The 15,625-nt window shown below is 45.2% G+C and carries 17 protein-coding genes and 1 riboswitch; of the genes, 8 read left to right on the plus strand and 9 right to left on the minus strand.

Annotated features, from left to right (window positions below):
• Positions 1-390 precede the first annotated feature (390 nt).
• Both clpX and QUA02_RS30680 read left to right on the plus strand, forming a co-directional pair.
• Complete coding sequence (gene clpX, locus QUA02_RS30675; protein ID WP_333033373.1) at positions 391-1,773, plus strand: ATP-dependent protease ATP-binding subunit ClpX; 1,383 nt, start codon at positions 391-393, stop codon at positions 1,771-1,773.
• Between the two features lie 55 nt (positions 1,774-1,828).
• Entirely contained in the window at positions 1,829-2,455 is a 627-nt protein-coding gene (locus QUA02_RS30680; RefSeq protein ID WP_333033374.1) for a type IV pilin-like G/H family protein, read from the plus strand.
• A 15-nt stretch (positions 2,456-2,470) separates the two neighbouring features.
• Here QUA02_RS30680 and QUA02_RS30685 read toward each other — a convergent pair whose 3' ends face one another.
• Positions 2,471-3,745 carry a serine/threonine protein kinase gene (locus QUA02_RS30685; protein WP_333033375.1) on the minus strand — a complete coding sequence of 425 codons (1,275 nt, stop codon included), beginning with the start codon at positions 3,743-3,745 and terminating at the stop codon, positions 2,471-2,473.
• Positions 3,746-3,950: 205 nt separating this feature from the next.
• Entirely contained in the window at positions 3,951-5,993 is a 2,043-nt protein-coding gene (locus QUA02_RS30690) for a serine/threonine protein kinase (RefSeq protein WP_333033376.1), read from the minus strand.
• 269 nt (positions 5,994-6,262) lie between these two features.
• A riboswitch (cobalamin riboswitch) is annotated at positions 6,263-6,409 on the plus strand.
• Between the two features lie 22 nt (positions 6,410-6,431).
• Between QUA02_RS30690 and QUA02_RS30695 the strand changes: the two genes are divergently transcribed.
• Positions 6,432-6,845 carry a DUF1636 family protein gene (locus QUA02_RS30695; protein WP_333033377.1) on the plus strand — a complete coding sequence of 138 codons (414 nt, stop codon included), beginning with the start codon at positions 6,432-6,434 and terminating at the stop codon, positions 6,843-6,845.
• A gap of 365 nt (positions 6,846-7,210) precedes the next feature.
• Complete coding sequence (gene cobW / locus QUA02_RS30700; protein ID WP_333033378.1) at positions 7,211-8,239, plus strand: cobalamin biosynthesis protein CobW; 1,029 nt, start codon at positions 7,211-7,213, stop codon at positions 8,237-8,239.
• Between the two features lie 49 nt (positions 8,240-8,288).
• Here the strand turns inward: cobW and QUA02_RS30705 are convergent, their stop codons facing one another.
• Positions 8,289-8,675, minus strand: a complete 387-nt coding sequence (locus QUA02_RS30705; RefSeq protein WP_333033379.1) for an aspartyl protease — start codon at positions 8,673-8,675, stop codon at positions 8,289-8,291.
• Complete coding sequence (locus QUA02_RS30710; protein ID WP_333033380.1) at positions 8,672-8,995, minus strand: hypothetical protein; 324 nt, start codon at positions 8,993-8,995, stop codon at positions 8,672-8,674. Before QUA02_RS30710 ends, QUA02_RS30705 begins: the two co-directional genes overlap by 4 nt.
• Before the next feature lie 128 nt (positions 8,996-9,123).
• On the opposite strand from QUA02_RS30710, the gene QUA02_RS30715 reads away from it, so the two are divergent.
• Positions 9,124-9,531: a WD40 repeat domain-containing protein gene (locus QUA02_RS30715; RefSeq protein WP_333033381.1), complete on the plus strand. Its 408-nt coding sequence runs from the start codon at positions 9,124-9,126 to the stop codon at positions 9,529-9,531.
• 124 nt (positions 9,532-9,655) lie between these two features.
• Positions 9,656-10,336 (plus strand): CADD family putative folate metabolism protein, encoded by a 681-nt coding sequence (locus QUA02_RS30720; protein WP_333033382.1) that lies wholly within the window; start codon positions 9,656-9,658, stop codon positions 10,334-10,336.
• 44 nt (positions 10,337-10,380) lie between these two features.
• Here QUA02_RS30720 and QUA02_RS30725 read toward each other — a convergent pair whose 3' ends face one another.
• Complete coding sequence (locus tag QUA02_RS30725; RefSeq protein ID WP_333033383.1) at positions 10,381-11,217, minus strand: metal ABC transporter permease; 837 nt, start codon at positions 11,215-11,217, stop codon at positions 10,381-10,383.
• A 409-nt stretch (positions 11,218-11,626) separates the two neighbouring features.
• The gene (locus QUA02_RS30730) at positions 11,627-12,346 is read right to left on the minus strand and encodes a metal ABC transporter ATP-binding protein (protein ID WP_333033384.1); all 720 of its coding nucleotides are present in this window, start codon (positions 12,344-12,346) and stop codon (positions 11,627-11,629) included.
• Positions 12,347-12,436: 90 nt separating this feature from the next.
• On the opposite strand from QUA02_RS30730, the gene QUA02_RS30735 reads away from it, so the two are divergent.
• Complete coding sequence (locus tag QUA02_RS30735) at positions 12,437-13,510, plus strand: metal ABC transporter solute-binding protein, Zn/Mn family (protein ID WP_333033385.1); 1,074 nt, start codon at positions 12,437-12,439, stop codon at positions 13,508-13,510.
• 307 nt (positions 13,511-13,817) lie between these two features.
• Here the strand turns inward: QUA02_RS30735 and QUA02_RS30740 are convergent, their stop codons facing one another.
• Together QUA02_RS30740 and QUA02_RS30745 are read right to left on the minus strand one after the other, a co-directional pair.
• Positions 13,818-14,078: a DUF7219 family protein gene (locus tag QUA02_RS30740; RefSeq protein WP_333033387.1), complete on the minus strand. Its 261-nt coding sequence runs from the start codon at positions 14,076-14,078 to the stop codon at positions 13,818-13,820.
• A 302-nt stretch (positions 14,079-14,380) separates the two neighbouring features.
• Entirely contained in the window at positions 14,381-14,548 is a 168-nt protein-coding gene (locus QUA02_RS30745; RefSeq protein WP_333033388.1) for a metallothionein, read from the minus strand.
• Positions 14,549-14,694: 146 nt separating this feature from the next.
• On the opposite strand from QUA02_RS30745, the gene QUA02_RS30750 reads away from it, so the two are divergent.
• On the plus strand, positions 14,695-15,102 hold the full coding sequence (locus QUA02_RS30750) for an ArsR/SmtB family transcription factor (RefSeq protein ID WP_333033389.1): 408 nt from the start codon (positions 14,695-14,697) through the stop codon (positions 15,100-15,102).
• 123 nt (positions 15,103-15,225) lie between these two features.
• Here QUA02_RS30750 and QUA02_RS30755 read toward each other — a convergent pair whose 3' ends face one another.
• Positions 15,226-15,423, minus strand: coding sequence for a heavy-metal-associated domain-containing protein (locus QUA02_RS30755; protein WP_333033391.1), 198 nt, complete (start codon positions 15,421-15,423; stop codon positions 15,226-15,228).
• Positions 15,424-15,625: the final 202 nt, after the last annotated feature.

Consider the following 15,625-nt stretch of genomic DNA (forward strand, 5'->3'; position numbering starts at 1 on the left):
CTTAAATGGCTTAATTGGTAGACCTCGAAAAACTGCACAAGTATAAATACTTATCGCAAAAGTGACATGCTCCCAATGACTAATGACTAACGACTAATGACTAAGGCCTCAAAAGTGTTAAGTTAGAAATAGAGCTCGCGAAGCTTAACTCCGCCAAAAAACGGAGACAAGCCCCCGACTTAAGTCGTGCAGATCCCCAAATTTTAGACCCTAGTTCAGCTCCAAAATTCATCTGTGGAGTAAATCTAAAATCTAAAATCTAAAATCTAAAATCGACAGACTGGTTTTGGTGTCCGATCGGGAAACCTTTCTAGGGCAAGGCTAAGATCGATCCCGCTGCAACTTCCCCAGTCAAAACAGGCAACTGCAACCGTAAAGTAAGAGGCAAATATGTCAAAATATGACTCCCATCTCAGATGCTCCTTTTGCGGCAAGTCGCAGGAGTACGTCCGCAAGTTAATAGCTGGGCCCGGCGTCTACATTTGCGATGAATGCGTGGAACTGTGCAATGAAATTTTAGAAGAGGAGTTCTTTGACTCCAGCAAAACAATTGGTCAACAGGTTCCCCAGTCAGAGGTGCGAGAGTCTCAGGGACAAGGAACGCGACGCCCGGGTCGATCGAACAAATCGAAAATCGTATTAGCTCAAATTCCCAAACCCACAGACATTAAACACCATTTAGACAACCACGTCATCGGCCAGCATTCAGCAAAAAAAGTCCTTTCTGTAGCAGTTTACAACCACTACAAGCGCTTGAGCGCAGACCAAGCTAAAGACAGCGGCAAGTCTTCCCCTGACAGCGATGTAGAACTGCAAAAATCCAACATCATGCTAGTCGGGCCGACAGGCTGCGGCAAAACTTTGTTAGCCCAAAGTTTGGCGCAAATGCTCGAAGTCCCGTTTGCGGTAGCCGATGCGACGACGCTGACAGAAGCCGGCTATGTCGGCGACGATGTAGAAAATATTTTGCTGCGGCTGTTGCAAATGTCGGATTTTGATGTCGAATCGGCGCAGCGCGGGATTATTTATATTGATGAAATTGACAAGATTGCTCGCAAAAGCGAAAACACTTCGATCACCAGGGATGTATCAGGAGAAGGAGTGCAGCAAGCGCTGCTAAAAATGTTGGAAGGAACGGTGGTTAACGTTCCCCCGCAAGGAGGCCGCAAACATCCTTACCAAGATTTTATTCAAGTTGACACGAGCAAAATTCTATTCATTTGCGGCGGTGCTTTTGTCGGTTTGGAAAAAATAGTTGAACAGCGTTTGGGTAAAAAATCCTTGGGCTTTATTCAGCCAGCAGAAAGCGACAGCAACTCGACTTTGCCGGCGAAAGATAAGCGGGCGGCAGATATTTTGCAGCAGGTACAACCGGACGATTTAGTCAAGTTTGGTTTGATTCCTGAGTTTGTCGGGCGGATTCCGGTGGTGACGGTGATTTCGCCGCTGGATGAAGCAGCTTTGATGCAGATATTGACCGAGCCCCGAAATGCGCTGGTAAAGCAGTATCAAAAGCTTTTGAAGATGGACAGCGTGGAGTTGGAATTCCAGCCGGAAGCGCTGCGGGCGATCGCCCAGGAAGCCTATCGACGCAAAACCGGCGCCAGAGCTCTTCGCAGCATTTTAGAAGAGTTAATGCTAGATGTGATGTACGAGTTGCCTTCTCGCAAGGATGTGGCTCACTGTACGATTACTCCTGAAATGGTGGAGAAGCGATCGACTGCTGAATTGCTGTGGCATCCCGCATGGCACAAACAGCACGAAACTGCATAATTTATAATCTGTAGGGTGCTTGTGGCGCACCCTACAAGCTTGGCAGATTTACTTTATGACAGTTAAAAAAATGTCAGTCAATGTAGCTAAAGCGAGTAAAAAATCGAGATTGCCAGTATCCAGTTTGCTCCCGAGGATTGCAATTTACAGCGCGCTTGTGGCTGGCATCATGGCGTCATTTTACGATTTCAAACTCAATAAACTTTTCATCTCCAGGGATCCGAAATTCTCAGAAGCAAAACAATATATTCATTTCATCAATATAGGGCAACAAGCTTACTATGTAGAAAATACAGGGGAGCACGGTTACTATGGAGAATACGGTCAATTTAGCGATTCCATTGCAAAATTGGGTATTGGACTTAAAGAACAGACCAAGAAATATAATTACACGATCGTCTCATCAATGGGCCCGGTTCAAACTTTGCACAATCACCGCGAACCAGCACAATTTGAAAGCGCGATCGCGATCGCCAAACCTACTGATAGGAACCCCGGGAAATCCTACACTGGCGCAGTATTTGCTTACAAACAAAAGGGTAGCAATCTAATAATAACTATTAGTGCTATATGCGAGAGCGATCGGGAGAACGCAAGTTATGCAGAAACTTGGAGTCCGCCAACTTTTGACGGCAAAGAAATTCACTGCCAGCCCGGAACAACGTTATGGAAAAGAAATTAACTGCCAGCCCGAACGTTAAGGTAAGACCTTGAAACTATTTTGCGTCACTTTTTGACCGTCTAAGTAAAATTGAAACTGCCAATTGCCAGGTTTGTCATCTTGTTTAAAATTGTACCAGCACCAAGTATTTAATCGATCGCCCGTCGTTTTTAAATCAGATTGACTTTGGGCTGCGAATTGTCCTTGAGGGTTGATAACCTTACAATAACTTCTATATTCTCCTTCTGGCAAGTTAGCAGCACTTACAGCAAAATAGACTTTTTTGTTTTGCTTCAAAGACCAAACATCCCTAAGTTTCGTTGATTCTAATTCGTCAGTTAACATTACTTGAATCTTAGGGTTCAAATTTGCTGAGTTGATTACTCGTTTGATATCTACTGCTGTTTGAGGTTCGGGAGATTTCCCAAAAAGCGGAATAAAAATAGCAGAAATTGCTGTTAATACTCCGACTGATATCAATACCGCTTTTAAGTTGTTACGCTGCTGAACTACTTCAAGGGGAATCAAAGCATTTAAGGCCGCATCTGCGGAAGGATAGCGGTGTTTGAAATTCGGTTCCACCATTTTTTGCAACCAGTCAAGAAATTCTGGAGTTAGCTGTGGCAAACGATGTTTAAAATTAATCCGCCCCGTATCGTCCATCAAGCTGCCAATTTCGGTAGAATTGATGCCGATTAGCAAGCAAATTAGCGTCGCGCCGAGACTGTATAAATCCGATGCAACAGTTAGCTGCCGATTGAACATTTGTTCTGGCGGCATAAAGCCCAAAGTGCCTTTAACAACGCTGCTGGCGGCCACTTCTCCCCCGCCGATTCTAGCAAATCCGAAATCGACAAGGCTGACATTCATCCGGTCATTTACTAAGATATTTTCTGGTTTTAAATCTCTGTGGATGACTGGCGGAACCCGATTTTGCAGGTATTTGAGTATTTCTAAAACAGAGATAGCAATTTGCTTGATTTGTTCGGGCTTCCAGCGGTTAGAATTTGCCAAGGAAGGGGCATTTTTGTATTCTTGCACCATGCAGAAACCCGATGCAGTTGGGAAGGAATCTAAATAGCGGGGAATGCTAGGATAGTCGAGTTCTCGCAAAATCTGAATTTCTTGTTCGCACGCTTGATATTGAGCCCAATTAGCGCCTGTTTGGGCAAATTGAAATTGTTTGACGGCGACGGAACGTTTGGTATTAATTTCGGTAGCGAGATAAGTAACTCTACCGCCAGCGCGATTGTGTCCGAGTTCGCGGGTTATTTGATAGCCGTAGTTGGAAAAGTCAGGAAAAGCATTCATAGGTAAATAGTTGATAGTCGATAGTTGATAGTTAGTGGTTGAGAGTTGTGATAGTTAATAGCGAGGTTTTTAAGAGTTGGATTTAAAGCGAACTCTCGAAACAATCCGCCAACAACAGGCAGGAAAGCAGACTCTTAATGTTTGGTAAGGTTTTTAGTGAGGACTTCAGTCATTGAGGTTGAAAGTCCTTGCTGCGAACAAGTTTTTACGGTTTAATTAAATTTGGTCTGGATTTGCGATAGTTGGCAAGCATTCTTTTTGGTTTAAAAACGAGCGAGTCAATTAACGGAATTCCAGTGACGGCTAGAGATGTTATTATCGTTCCTCCTACAACTAATATTTCTCTTGTTTCAACCCCTTTTAAGGGAAAATCTAATCTTCTGAACAGAAGAAATGCTACAGACAAACTCATACAAAATCCCGCAGTAAGAAAAGCTCTTTTGGTAGCATCTACTTCAAGAATTTGTCTGGCTATCTGCTGGTCAATCAGCTTGTTAAATACCGAATAGACTATTTTGTAAATCAGGGATGCCAGCGCTAGAATCAAGACGACTCTAAAGGTCTGAGTAGACAATGAAAATGAGAAAAGCAGCATAATAACTGCTACTATCGTAACATTTTCAATCGTAGAATTCGTAATCCTTCGTCCTAGTATTAAGGCGGCAAGTAAAGTTACTGGGATCGAAACCAGCACTGACCCAGCATACACAAAATTTATTAATTGATAATCGATCGTACCCTTCGCGATATTAACAAGAATACTGGTGAATATGCTGCTAATAAAACCAGAAAAAATCAATCCTATTAACCCTCCACATAAAGCTAGAAACCAATTAAAATCATATTTGTTTGATTGGGCTGTAAGGGCGATTTCGGCGACTAGAAATCCCAAGAAGCCACTCGTAAAACCGATGGGGAGCAGGATAGTAGTAGTCCCAGAATACAAAAAGATGTCAACCTGCGGATCGGCGAAATCATAATCAATCAAGCAAAATATAAAAACTGTGAACAGCAAACAGCACATAAAAGTTGCTAAGATCAAACAGAACATAAAAGTCAGCCTGAATACCGACAAAAAATTAGTTTTTTGCGGTACGGGCAGGGATGCTGTTGTGACTTGCAATTCTATTGTATGAGTTTCGGGTTCAGAATTTGCGCGCAAGATGATTTGGCGGTTGTAAGTTTGAATTGCCAGCAATTTGCTCGTATCGACTGCGATTTTGCACTCGATATCATTGCTTTCAAATGCCTGCGGTTCAAAGGAGATCCAAGAGTGGTCGTAGGGCGTGTGGGGCGGATCGTTCGGATGCGGCGCGACTTCCCACCTGCCACAAAGCATTGTGTGGGGAATTGGGTTGCTAATTGCAATAGTTTGTGTTAAGATTTCTCCATATTCAGTAGCTGTGAATTGAATGCGATCGCGCTCAATTCTCACTTTAGGTAAACGCCTAACATCCAAAGATTCTAGTGAAGCTAAAGCATCAGCCGCCGATGGATATCTGTCTTGCAATCTCGGCGCTACCATCCTTTCCAGCCAATTCATCCAACCTTGCTGCAACGGCGGTACTAAATGCCGAAAATGAATGCCATAATTAGCATCAATTAAATTACCGACATCCGCAGATTTTGTCCCAGTTAACAAACAAATCAGCGTTATCCCCAAGCCGTAAAGATCCGAGCCTTTGGTTAATTCTCGGTTGAACATTTGTTCCGGTGGCATGAATCCCATCGTGCCTTTGACGACGCTGCTAGCCGCGATATTTCCACCTCCTAGCCGAGCAAAACCGAAGTCTACTAAATAAACATTGAGTTCCTCATCTATTAACAAGTTTTCTGGTTTGATGTCGCGGTGGATTACGGGCGGTTTTTGGGATTGCAGGTAAGCTATAATTTCTAAAGTGGCGATCGCAATTTGCTTGATATCCGGCGGCGAAAAAGTCCGGGCGACAGCAGATTCGGCATTTTTGTATTCCTGCACCATGCAGAAACCGCTGTCAGTTTGAAAAGAATCGAGATAGCGGGGAATGCCTGGGAAATCCAACTTTTGCAAAACTTTAATTTCTTGTTCGTAAGCTTCGTATTCTGCCCAGCTAGCACCTAATTGAGCAAATTGAAATTGCTTAATTACAACTAATTTTTGAGTATTCGTATTTTTCGCTAAGTATGTAACTCGGCCGCCGAGACTGTTGTGTCCGAGTTCTTTTTCAATCTGATAGCCGTCAGTGGAAAAATCGGGGAAGGCGTTCATATAGTTTGTAGTAATGTTCTTGTGGGAGGGGCTTCTAGCCCGTCATTAACAGGCAAGATGCCTGTTACACAAAGAGTTATTTTTTTTTGATGGGTTTCTATCCTGTCAGCAACAGGCAAGATGCCTGTTCCACAAAGAGTTATTTTTTTTTGATGGGTTTTGATCCTGTCAGCAACAGGCAAGATGCCTGTTCCACAAAGAGTTATTTTTTTTGGGATGGATCGCTCTTACCAACATAACTTTTTTGAAAAAAGGCGGCAAGTGCGGTATGATGTGATTTCGCGATCGGTTCTAGCGGGGAGCAGCCGTTAGAGGAAACGGGGAAAGTTCGGTGCAAGTCCGGCGCTGTCCCGCAACTGTAATGAAACCCTTGTGGTTTCTCAAGTCAGAATGCCCGCCGATATCTAACTCACTTTTGAACGCATCTGCGAGGTACGGATGATGGATGGAATTAACACGGCTGTACGCACCACCAAGCACAGTCTGTTTGTTTGCACTGCTTGCGCTAGTGTTTGGAAAAACGGCAAGCGCGAAGGCAAAAGCGGCGGTCAACAATTTATGGAAGACTTGTCGCAACTCGCTAAAGATTGGGAATTTTGCGATGAGTTTGACATTCGGGAAGTTGAGTGCATGAGTGCTTGCAGTCACTCTTGTGCGGTGTCTTTTGCTGCTGTTGGGAAGTACACTTATCTGTTTGGCGATTTGCCTGCAAATGAACCGCAAAGTGCGGAAGCTGTACTCGAATGCGCGGGTCAATACTATGCTAAATCGGACGGTTTGTTGCCTTGGTCTGAGCGTCCTCAAGCTCTGAAAAAAGGCATTTTAGCAAAGATTCCACCGCTGGGAAATTAAGCTTTTTCCTTCCAGGCTTTGCCCAGTGGTGACAACTTAACGTCAAACCGATCGTCTCTATTGTTTTTATTGAAATCTAGATCCCCCCTAACCCCCCTTAATAAGGGGGGGACAAGAAATATTCTCAAAGTCCCCCTTCTTAAGGGGGATTTAGGGGGATCTAGACTTCGCCTAAAAGCGACTTTTATTGTAGGTTTCAGTATTAAGTTGTCACCTACGATATCGGCCTGGTAACGCATACGCAGAGGCTATGCCTCGTATTAAAAGCGCTCCTTTATTTCAGCGAGGCAGAGCCTCTAGATCGGCATTCCCAGGCTGGGCCTGGGAACGAGATATCCCACCACCAAATAAGCACAAAATTATCAATGCACAAAATTCCTGTTACAGTCATTACCGGCTTTCTCGGCAGCGGCAAAACTACCTTAATTCGCCACTTATTGCAAAACAATCAAGGCCGCCGCATTGCTGTTCTGGTTAACGAATTTGGGGAAATTGGTATCGACGGAGAACTGCTGCGCGATTGCCAAGTTTGCGACGAAGAAGAAAATGTCAGCAACAATATTGTAGAACTAACAAATGGTTGTCTTTGCTGCACTGTTCAAGAGGAATTCTTGCCGACTATGCAGGAATTGTTGAAGCGTAGAGAACAAATTGATTGTATCTTAATTGAGACTTCTGGCCTCGCACTTCCTAAACCTTTGATTCAAGCTTTTCGCTGGCCGGAAATTCGCACCGGTGCGACGGTAGATGGTGTGGTTGCTGTTGTCGATTGCGAAGCGGTTGCTAGCGGTACTTTTGTGGGCGATATCGATGCTTTGATGGCACAGCGGCAGGCTGATTCTAGTTTAGATCACGAAACTCCGATCGAGGAATTGTTTGAAGACCAGTTAGCCTGTGCCGATATGGTACTTTTAACGAAGGTCGATCGCGTGGATGCGGAAACTCACCAGAAAGTCCAAAGCTGGTTGCAGCAAGAGTTGCGTCCGAGTGTGAAAATTGTTCCCTGCAAAGGTGGCGAAATTAACCCAGATGTGGTATTGGGATTTAATGCGGCGGTTGAGGATGATTTGGAGTCTCGCCCGAGTCACCACGACACTGAGGAGGAACACGAACACGATGATGATATTAACTCGACTTTCTTTGTTGCCGATCGCGAATTTGAACCTGAAGATTTGGTAAAAAAACTGCAATCCTTGATGCAGCAAGAGGAAATCTATCGGATTAAAGGGTTTGTGGCTGTTCCCAAGAAACCGATGAGGATGGTGTTGCAAGGTGTGGGTTCGCGGATCGAACATTTTTACGATCGCCCTTGGCAACCTTCGGAGATCCGGCAAACCAAATTAGTGTTTATCGGTCGGGAACTCGACTCTGCTAAAATACAGTCATTCTTGTAGTTGAATGCGGGCGATCGCTTTTTTGTGAAAAAGGGCGATCGTTCTGCAATCATTCTGCACTCGATACTGTGTCTAACGTCAAAATGCCGATCGGTTTATTAACAACTAGCTGCATCATATCTAACCATTGCGAACCGATTAAAATCTCCGGGAGTTCCTCTCCAACATGAACAGGAACGATAAACTCTTGACCGTCAATAATGACTCGACCTTCATAGAGGTCAAATAAAGCATCTCCCCGCGCTGTCTGCATCTCGATTTCTCGGACAATTAAAGACCAATTTAAACCATCTAAGTCTTGAGAATTAATCGCTATAAAACCTGTGGTAAAACCTGTATCTAGTAGCACTTCAACAGGAAACCGCTCGCCATTAGATGTAATCAATTCAATTTCAAAAAATAACTGTCCATTTTCCCCAAACCAACCTGATATCATATACTGCCACAAGTTCCTGTTTCATTGAGCCGAAACATTGTCAACATCCAGCTTTTATCGCCATACTGTTCCTTGATTTTTTTAACAATGCCTAACAGTTTAGGGTCAATTAAGTATTCTTCGCTGTCCGGATCGATCGCAATAAACCAATTGTAATACTCGCCGATCAGTTCTGGGCGAATTCGCTCAAATATTTTTTGACCGCGCAAACGGAGTTCAGTTCTTTCTGCTTCGCGCCTTGCTAATTCGGACGGTGGTGTAATCCGTTCGGGAGAGATTCTACTCCGCAGCGCTTTTCGCTTTTCTGATAGCTGAGTCATAGTGTTTTTTAGATTAAATGTATAGATTGATTTATGATAGCCCGCAAGTATTATTTTGTCTATGGTTCCTACAACCCGCCCTTAAAGTCTACAGCGAACAATTTATTAACATTTCTCAACCGTGGGTAATGCAGGGTTTTCCTGGGAAAGTTCGCGAGTTAGCTTGGTCGGATCGAACTAATTCTTTGGGTGCGCCTTTGTTAGCTGCTTCGAGTTCTCAAGGCATTTCCGTCTGGGAAAGAGGCGCTGATGAAAGTGTCGGTTGGGAAGGTTGGGCGTTAGAAGTGCATGAAAATGTGGTAAGTGCGATCGCCTTTCAACCTACCACATTTTTATTAGCTTCCGCAGCCGCAGACGGTCAAGTTTGTTTGTGGTGCGAAGCAAAACAATTGCTGCAAATTCTAGAAGGTGCAGAGGGCGGTTTTTCTTGTCTCGCATGGCATCCCGACGGCCAATTTCTCGCGGGGGGCGGATGCGGCGGCGAATTGCTGGTTTGGTCGAAATCTATGCGAGGCGAAGGGTTTGGGCGGCACTAAGTTGGCATAACGGGCGATCGCACCAGTTTGACCAAAACATAAAAATTGAAAACTTGATCTTTACAAAATCCTAGATTACTATAACATTCTAGCTAGGCACTATCCTCAAAGGCGATCGACAATTATGACCCAACAGCAATTTCTCGAACAACTCAACACCATTCTCGACCAAAACCACCTGCTGAAACACCCGTTCTACCAAATGTGGAACGAAGGTAAACTCGACCTCGCAATGCTGCAAGAGTACGCACAAGAATACTACCTGCAAGTCCACAACTTCCCCACCTACGTCAGCGCTACGCACGCCGCCTGCGACGACATCAAAATTCGTCAAATGCTGCTAGAAAACCTGATAGAAGAAGAGAGAGGCGCTGCAAATCACCCCGAACTGTGGCTGCGCTTTGCCGAAGGTTTGGGTCTAGACAGAAACGCAGTTCTCGATCGCGAACACTTAGAAACAACCAGCGAATCCGTCCGCATTCTCAAAGACTTGGCGCGCAGCGAATCTCCCGCCAAAGGTTTGGCCGCCCTTTACACTTACGAAGCGCAAATCCCCGAAGTTTCTACAACCAAAATAGCTGGTTTGAAGGAATTTTACGGCATTGATTCAGAAGCGGCTTTGTCTTTCTTTAAAGTCCACGAAAAAGCCGACGAGTTCCACTCGCAAGCCACCCGCGAAGCGCTGTTGCAGCTTTGCCAAACTGAAGAAGCAAAACAGGAAGCGCTGGTAGCCGCCGAGAAAGCAACTTTTGCTCTTAACTTACTGCTTGATGGCGTTTATGAAAGCTATTGTCAAGCTAAGTAAGTAGCCCTTGTAGGGACACGGCATTGCCGTGTCCCTACGGGTAACTATCCTCTCTTTCTCGTCAAAATTCCTTGACTGGGACTGAACAGCAAAGCTACTAAAAATAACCCAAAAACAACTAACACAATTGCCGCACCAGAGGGCATATTAAAATAATAGCTGAGATACATCCCTGTCACGCTAGCGGTAATCCCAATAATTGCTCCCAATCCCATCATTAAATGCAGCTCTTTTACCAACAAATACGCCGTAATTCCCGGGCCGATTAATAGCGAAATTACTAACAGCGCCCCCACAGTTTGCAAACTCGCCACAATTGTCAGCGTAATCGCCGAAATCATCCCCAAATAAATCCAGTTTACAGGCAAACCGCTAGCCTGCGCCCCCAGCGGGTCAAAAGTATAGAATAGCAATTCTTTGTAAAAGACTTTAACCGCTACCAAAATAATCAAAGTTATCGCGAAAGTCTGCTGCACGTCAGCGGGTGCAACTGACAGGATGTTGCCGAACAGAAACCCGTCTAAGTCTAACTTTGTCGTCCGCAAGAGGCTAATTAGCGTGACGCTAATTGCTAGAAATGTAGACAAAATTAATGCCATAACTGCATCAATTTTGAGGCGCGATTGCGATTGAATCCATGCCATAATTACCGCGCTGATAATTCCCGAGATAAACGCGCCGATCGAAATATTGAAACCTAAAGAAAAAGCAACTGGCAGTCCTGCTAATACCGAATGGGCAATCATGTCAACCATCATTCCCATTTGCTGTACAATTAAATAGGAGCCGACAACGGCGCAGACAATTCCTAGCAAAATGCCGGCGGCGATCGCATTTCGCATGAACTCGAATTTTAGCGGCTCAATTAGTAGGTTTAACATTGAATTTCCTTGATAATAGTCGGCGGTTGAAACCGCGCCTACACAAACGAAGTCCGCCTCCGCGGACTGATATCAAATCCGGTAGCATCGGAATTAATATTACCCGAAATCAGGACACGGCAGTGCCGTTTCCCTACAATTAATCGCGCGATAGCTACATCTGTCGCGAGCGCTCATGATTATTTAGGGGTAGGGACACGGCACTGCCGTGTCCTCTGTTGCTATCATGTCTGAGTGCAACCGGAATTGATATGAAGAGTAAAGTTGGAAATCGCGCACACCAGAAAGTTGAAATAATTCCATTTTGTTTACTAACGGGTAGGGACACGGCATTGCCGTGTCCTGGGCATAATACAGATATCCGCGTTCATCTGCGTATATCTGGGGTTAAAAATTAATTGGCTTTCTCTTATGCAGAAACTAAACTTAAATCGTATCCATAGGCTTTTTGAATATTAGCAGCGGTGAGGACTTCCCGGCAGGAACCAGTCGCAATTAACTGCTTGTTGAGCAACAATAAATTGTCGTACTGTTTTAAAGTTTCCCCTAAATCGTGGCTGATTACTAGCAATGTTTTATTTTCGGCTTTTAGTTCGGCAAAAATATCGAAAATAATCTCTTCTGTTGCTTTGTCGATCGCGTTAAAAGGCTCGTCGAAGAAGAATAAATCGGCTTGTTGGGCGATCGACCTTGCTAAGAAAATCCGCTGCTGCTGTCCGCCGGAAAGTTCGCCAATTTGCCGATCGCGCAAATCCCACATTCCCACTCTCCGCAAAGCAGCTTTGACCAATTCTTGCGACTGACGAGAGGGACTGCGAAACCAACCAGTCTGGACGGTTCGCGCCATCATCACCGCATTCCACACAGTAATCGGATAATCCCAGTCAATTTGCGATCGCTGCGGCACGTAAGCCACCCGCGACAACTGTTCCTTCAGCAGCCGCCCCTGATATTTCACCGAACCCCGACAGGCCGGGATCAATCCCAGCATCGCTTTCACCATCGTGCTTTTCCCCGCGCCGTTGGGGCCGAACACACCAGTTAATTGTCCGGGATCTAACTGGAAATTCACGCTGTTGAGGGCCGAAATTCCGCGATAATTGACAGCCAAGTCTTGCACTTCTAGCATAATTCAAGCTTTTGAGAACGATTCTTGTTCGTAGCTACTAGAATAGGATAACTCAAAAAAGCAATAACGATTATCGTTCCAAAGGTGAAAATGTTAAAGAAGTTGGCTGGAAAAACCGGCAGATTGTGCAGTGCGGCTGTTTTGGCGATCGGCTGCGGACTGGTTGGGTGCAGTGGAGGACAGAACGCCAGCAATTCGGCGCCAGAGAGTCCGGCCGCCACTCAAACTCAAGCCAGTCCGGCCGCCAACTTGCCCAAAGTCGTCGCCACGACTGGCGTGATCTGCGACATCACTAAAGAAATTGCTCAAAGTTCGATCGACACCACCTGTCTGATCGAGCCCGGAGACGACCCCCACGCCTACCAAACTAAGCCGGAAGACCGCAAAGCGATTGAAACGGGGAATTTGATTTTATACGGCGGCTACAACCACGAACCCAGCATCATTAAGTTAATTAAATCCAGTACCAATTCCGCGCCCAAAATCGCCGTACACGAACTCGCAGTTCCCAAACCGCTGATGGGCGAACACGAACACGATCGCGAAGAAAAGGCGGAAGGGAAACCCCATACAGCAGGCGAAAAAGTTCCCGACCCTCACGTTTGGCACAATCCTCAAAATGGCATCCGTATGGTAGAAACTATTCGCGATGAATTGAAAAAACTTTCTCCCGCCAATGCTCAACTTTATACCAGCAATGCCGCTAAATTAACGGATAATTTGCAAAAAATAGATACTTGGATTAAGGATCAAATTGCGACAATTCCGGCGGACAAACGCAAGTTAGTAACAACTCACGATGCTCTGAGTTACTATGCTGATGCTTACGGTTTGGAGATTGTTGGAGCTTTGCAGGGTGTGACAACAGAGGAACAGCCCACAGCAGCCAGAATAGCCGAACTGTCATCAGAAATTAAGACTGCAGGAGTGCCGACAATTTTTGCAGAAAGGACAACTAATCCGAAGTTAATGGAGACTGTAGCGAGGGAGGCAAATGTCAAAATTTCGGACAAAGAACTTTACAGCGACGAGTTGGGCGGCGCCGGCACAGGTGCTGATACCTATGAGGGAATGCTGAAAACTAATACTTGCGCGATTACTTCTGGCCTCGGCGGCAATTGTACTTTTTTTGCACCAGAAGCAACACCAACTCCCAAACCATAGACTTTGTACGGTGGAGTCGGGGCGGGTTTACAAATACTCTGGATCTCATATCAATTCCGGTTGCATCGGAATTAATATAACCCGAAATCAGGACACGGCAATGCCGTGTCCCTACAATTGATCGCGGTAGGGAAACGGCACTGCCGTGTCCTGATTATTCCGGCGCAGCCGGATTTGATGTCAGTTGCAGATGTTGGTGAAACCGCCCCTACAAGATTGTTATTTATTGTTATTTAAGGGGCGGGTTTACAAATACTCTGGATGTCAGTTGCAGATGTTGGTGAGGGGAACCCTACAAGATTGTTATTTAAGGTGTATTTTCCCCATCGGTGCTGGGGGGTGTTTGGCCAATTCCCAATTGCTTCTTAGATAATTTTAAGTCTTTCCAAAGCGCCTTAATATCTTTATAGGCTTTCTCAGAGCTAATTTTGCCGCCTGTTTCCAGCGAGCAAATGTAAGTTATTTTCTGAGCAAATTCCTGCAAGTTGGCATTAAACGCCAAGTTTTCTGGCGTGAAATCACCGTAGTAGCGATTGCGAGGATGTAAAAAATCTTCCCGCTCTTTCATTGCTCCCTCCTAATTAAACTTTTGGTATTCAACTTTTGCTTAGGTCTCTGCTGCTAATAGCACTATTTGTACTCAGTATTGCGGCGCTAACTTAGTTCTATTATATTCCGCAAGGAGCAATTGTACTTAGTCTTCTGTACTAAGTCTTCTGTACTTAGTATATTAATGCAGTCTTAACCTTAAATTACCTATATTTTAACTTTTCTTTAACCTAAAAGCCAATTAATTGGGAGATGCGAACATCACATCTCCCTTTAGATAGATTGTAGAGTGGTTGATTAACCTTTTCTGAAGCCGAATATTTATTTGTGGCACTCGCAGCCGGTGTGGCCGCAGCCTTGGCCGTTGGGGTGGCCGGTGGCGCAAGCACTGGAACAGTATTGTTTGCCGTCTTTTTCTATGGCGGAACTGGGGCTGACAACACACACGCAAGAAGGACACGCACATTTTGTTTGGGTTGCAGTAGTCATTTTAGATTCTTCTGGTGGGTTTGTTTGTCTGTAATAACATCTGAACATATATTCAGGTGTATGTCAAGGGAATGTAAAAGTTTTGTTACAAGAGGTTTGCCGATCGCACTAAAATGAAAATGAGAATTAAAACAAGCCTGGAAAAAATGTCACCCAACTCTGCTGTTAACGGAGCGATAAGTCAGACTCGCGAACAAAACGATACACCAACGTGCGATCGACCGCACCTAGTTGACTGTTCGCGGGCCGGTGACATCCAAACACAAGTTCTCAACACCGCAAAAGCTCAGCGGATGGCAGAGTTTTTCAGCCTGTTGGGAGATGCGAACCGGCTGCGGCTGGTGTCTGTATTGGCAAAACACGAACTGTGCGTGTGCGATTTGGCGGCGGCGTTGAGAATGAGCGAATCCGCAGTATCGCACCAGTTGCGGGCATTGCGGGCGATGCGGTTGGTAAGTTACCGCAAGGTTGGGAGACAGGTTTTTTATAGTTTACTCGATCGCCACGTTTTGGAACTTTACCGAGCAGTTGCCGAACACTTAGACGAAGAATAATCTGTTGGGCATGGGCCCAAGAGCATTGGTAAGGGATTTAAAATTCTGTAGGGGGCCGGTTTGACCAATAATCTCTGCCTAAGATTAATAATCTCCTAAACCCGCCCCCACTTGGGTTCGATATTAATCTTCGACGGTGTGGCCTGTCACCACAATCGCCTGTTTAATGGATTCTTCAGAAGCTTCAGCCTCAACCGTAACAGTCTTAGCTGCGATATCTACATTCACAGAAGCATCGGAGTCTACAGTTTTGATAGCTTTGGTAATCGTGTCTCCGCACCCAGAACAGACGATCGACGGAACGTTAAATAGTATGGTCATAGTAAATGAGAGATTTTGTAGATGACATTATTATTTTCTATTTTAATCTAATTTCCTGAAACGGGCGCTTTCCCCGATTCCGGCAGGGGTTTAATATCAATTCCGGCTGCGCCGGAATGATAAGCGAGGACACGGCAGTGCCGTTTCCCTACGCCAGATTAATCGTAGGGACACGGCACTGCCGTGTCCTGATTTCGGGTAA

Source organism: Microcoleus pseudofavosus SVA1_A4, assembly GCF_036700565.1.
Lineage (GTDB): Bacteria > Cyanobacteriota > Cyanobacteriia > Cyanobacteriales > Microcoleaceae > Microcoleus.

Bases quoted from the DNA above. Each gene is read 5' to 3' on its own strand.
- QUA02_RS30685 (WP_333033375.1), bottom strand. From the start codon at position 3,745: ATGAATGCTTTTCCTGACTTTTCCAACTACGGCTATCAAATAACCCGC.
- QUA02_RS30710 (WP_333033380.1), bottom strand. From the start codon at position 8,995: ATGACTCAGCTATCAGAAAAGCGAAAAGCGCTGCGGAGTAGAATCTCT.
- QUA02_RS30715 (WP_333033381.1), top strand. From the start codon at position 9,124: ATGCAGGGTTTTCCTGGGAAAGTTCGCGAGTTAGCTTGGTCGGATCGA.
- QUA02_RS30735 (WP_333033385.1), top strand. From the start codon at position 12,437: ATGTTAAAGAAGTTGGCTGGAAAAACCGGCAGATTGTGCAGTGCGGCT.
- cobW (WP_333033378.1), top strand. From the start codon at position 7,211: ATGCACAAAATTCCTGTTACAGTCATTACCGGCTTTCTCGGCAGCGGC.
- QUA02_RS30705 (WP_333033379.1), bottom strand. From the start codon at position 8,675: ATGATATCAGGTTGGTTTGGGGAAAATGGACAGTTATTTTTTGAAATT.
- QUA02_RS30755 (WP_333033391.1), bottom strand. From the start codon at position 15,423: ATGACCATACTATTTAACGTTCCGTCGATCGTCTGTTCTGGGTGCGGA.
- QUA02_RS30725 (WP_333033383.1), bottom strand. From the start codon at position 11,217: ATGTTAAACCTACTAATTGAGCCGCTAAAATTCGAGTTCATGCGAAAT.
- QUA02_RS30695 (WP_333033377.1), top strand. From the start codon at position 6,432: ATGATGGATGGAATTAACACGGCTGTACGCACCACCAAGCACAGTCTG.
- QUA02_RS30720 (WP_333033382.1), top strand. From the start codon at position 9,656: ATGACCCAACAGCAATTTCTCGAACAACTCAACACCATTCTCGACCAA.
- clpX (WP_333033373.1), top strand. From the start codon at position 391: ATGTCAAAATATGACTCCCATCTCAGATGCTCCTTTTGCGGCAAGTCG.
- QUA02_RS30690 (WP_333033376.1), bottom strand. From the start codon at position 5,993: ATGAACGCCTTCCCCGATTTTTCCACTGACGGCTATCAGATTGAAAAA.
- QUA02_RS30680 (WP_333033374.1), top strand. From the start codon at position 1,829: ATGACAGTTAAAAAAATGTCAGTCAATGTAGCTAAAGCGAGTAAAAAA.
- QUA02_RS30740 (WP_333033387.1), bottom strand. From the start codon at position 14,078: ATGAAAGAGCGGGAAGATTTTTTACATCCTCGCAATCGCTACTACGGT.
- QUA02_RS30750 (WP_333033389.1), top strand. From the start codon at position 14,695: ATGTCACCCAACTCTGCTGTTAACGGAGCGATAAGTCAGACTCGCGAA.
- QUA02_RS30730 (WP_333033384.1), bottom strand. From the start codon at position 12,346: ATGCTAGAAGTGCAAGACTTGGCTGTCAATTATCGCGGAATTTCGGCC.
- QUA02_RS30745 (WP_333033388.1), bottom strand. From the start codon at position 14,548: ATGACTACTGCAACCCAAACAAAATGTGCGTGTCCTTCTTGCGTGTGT.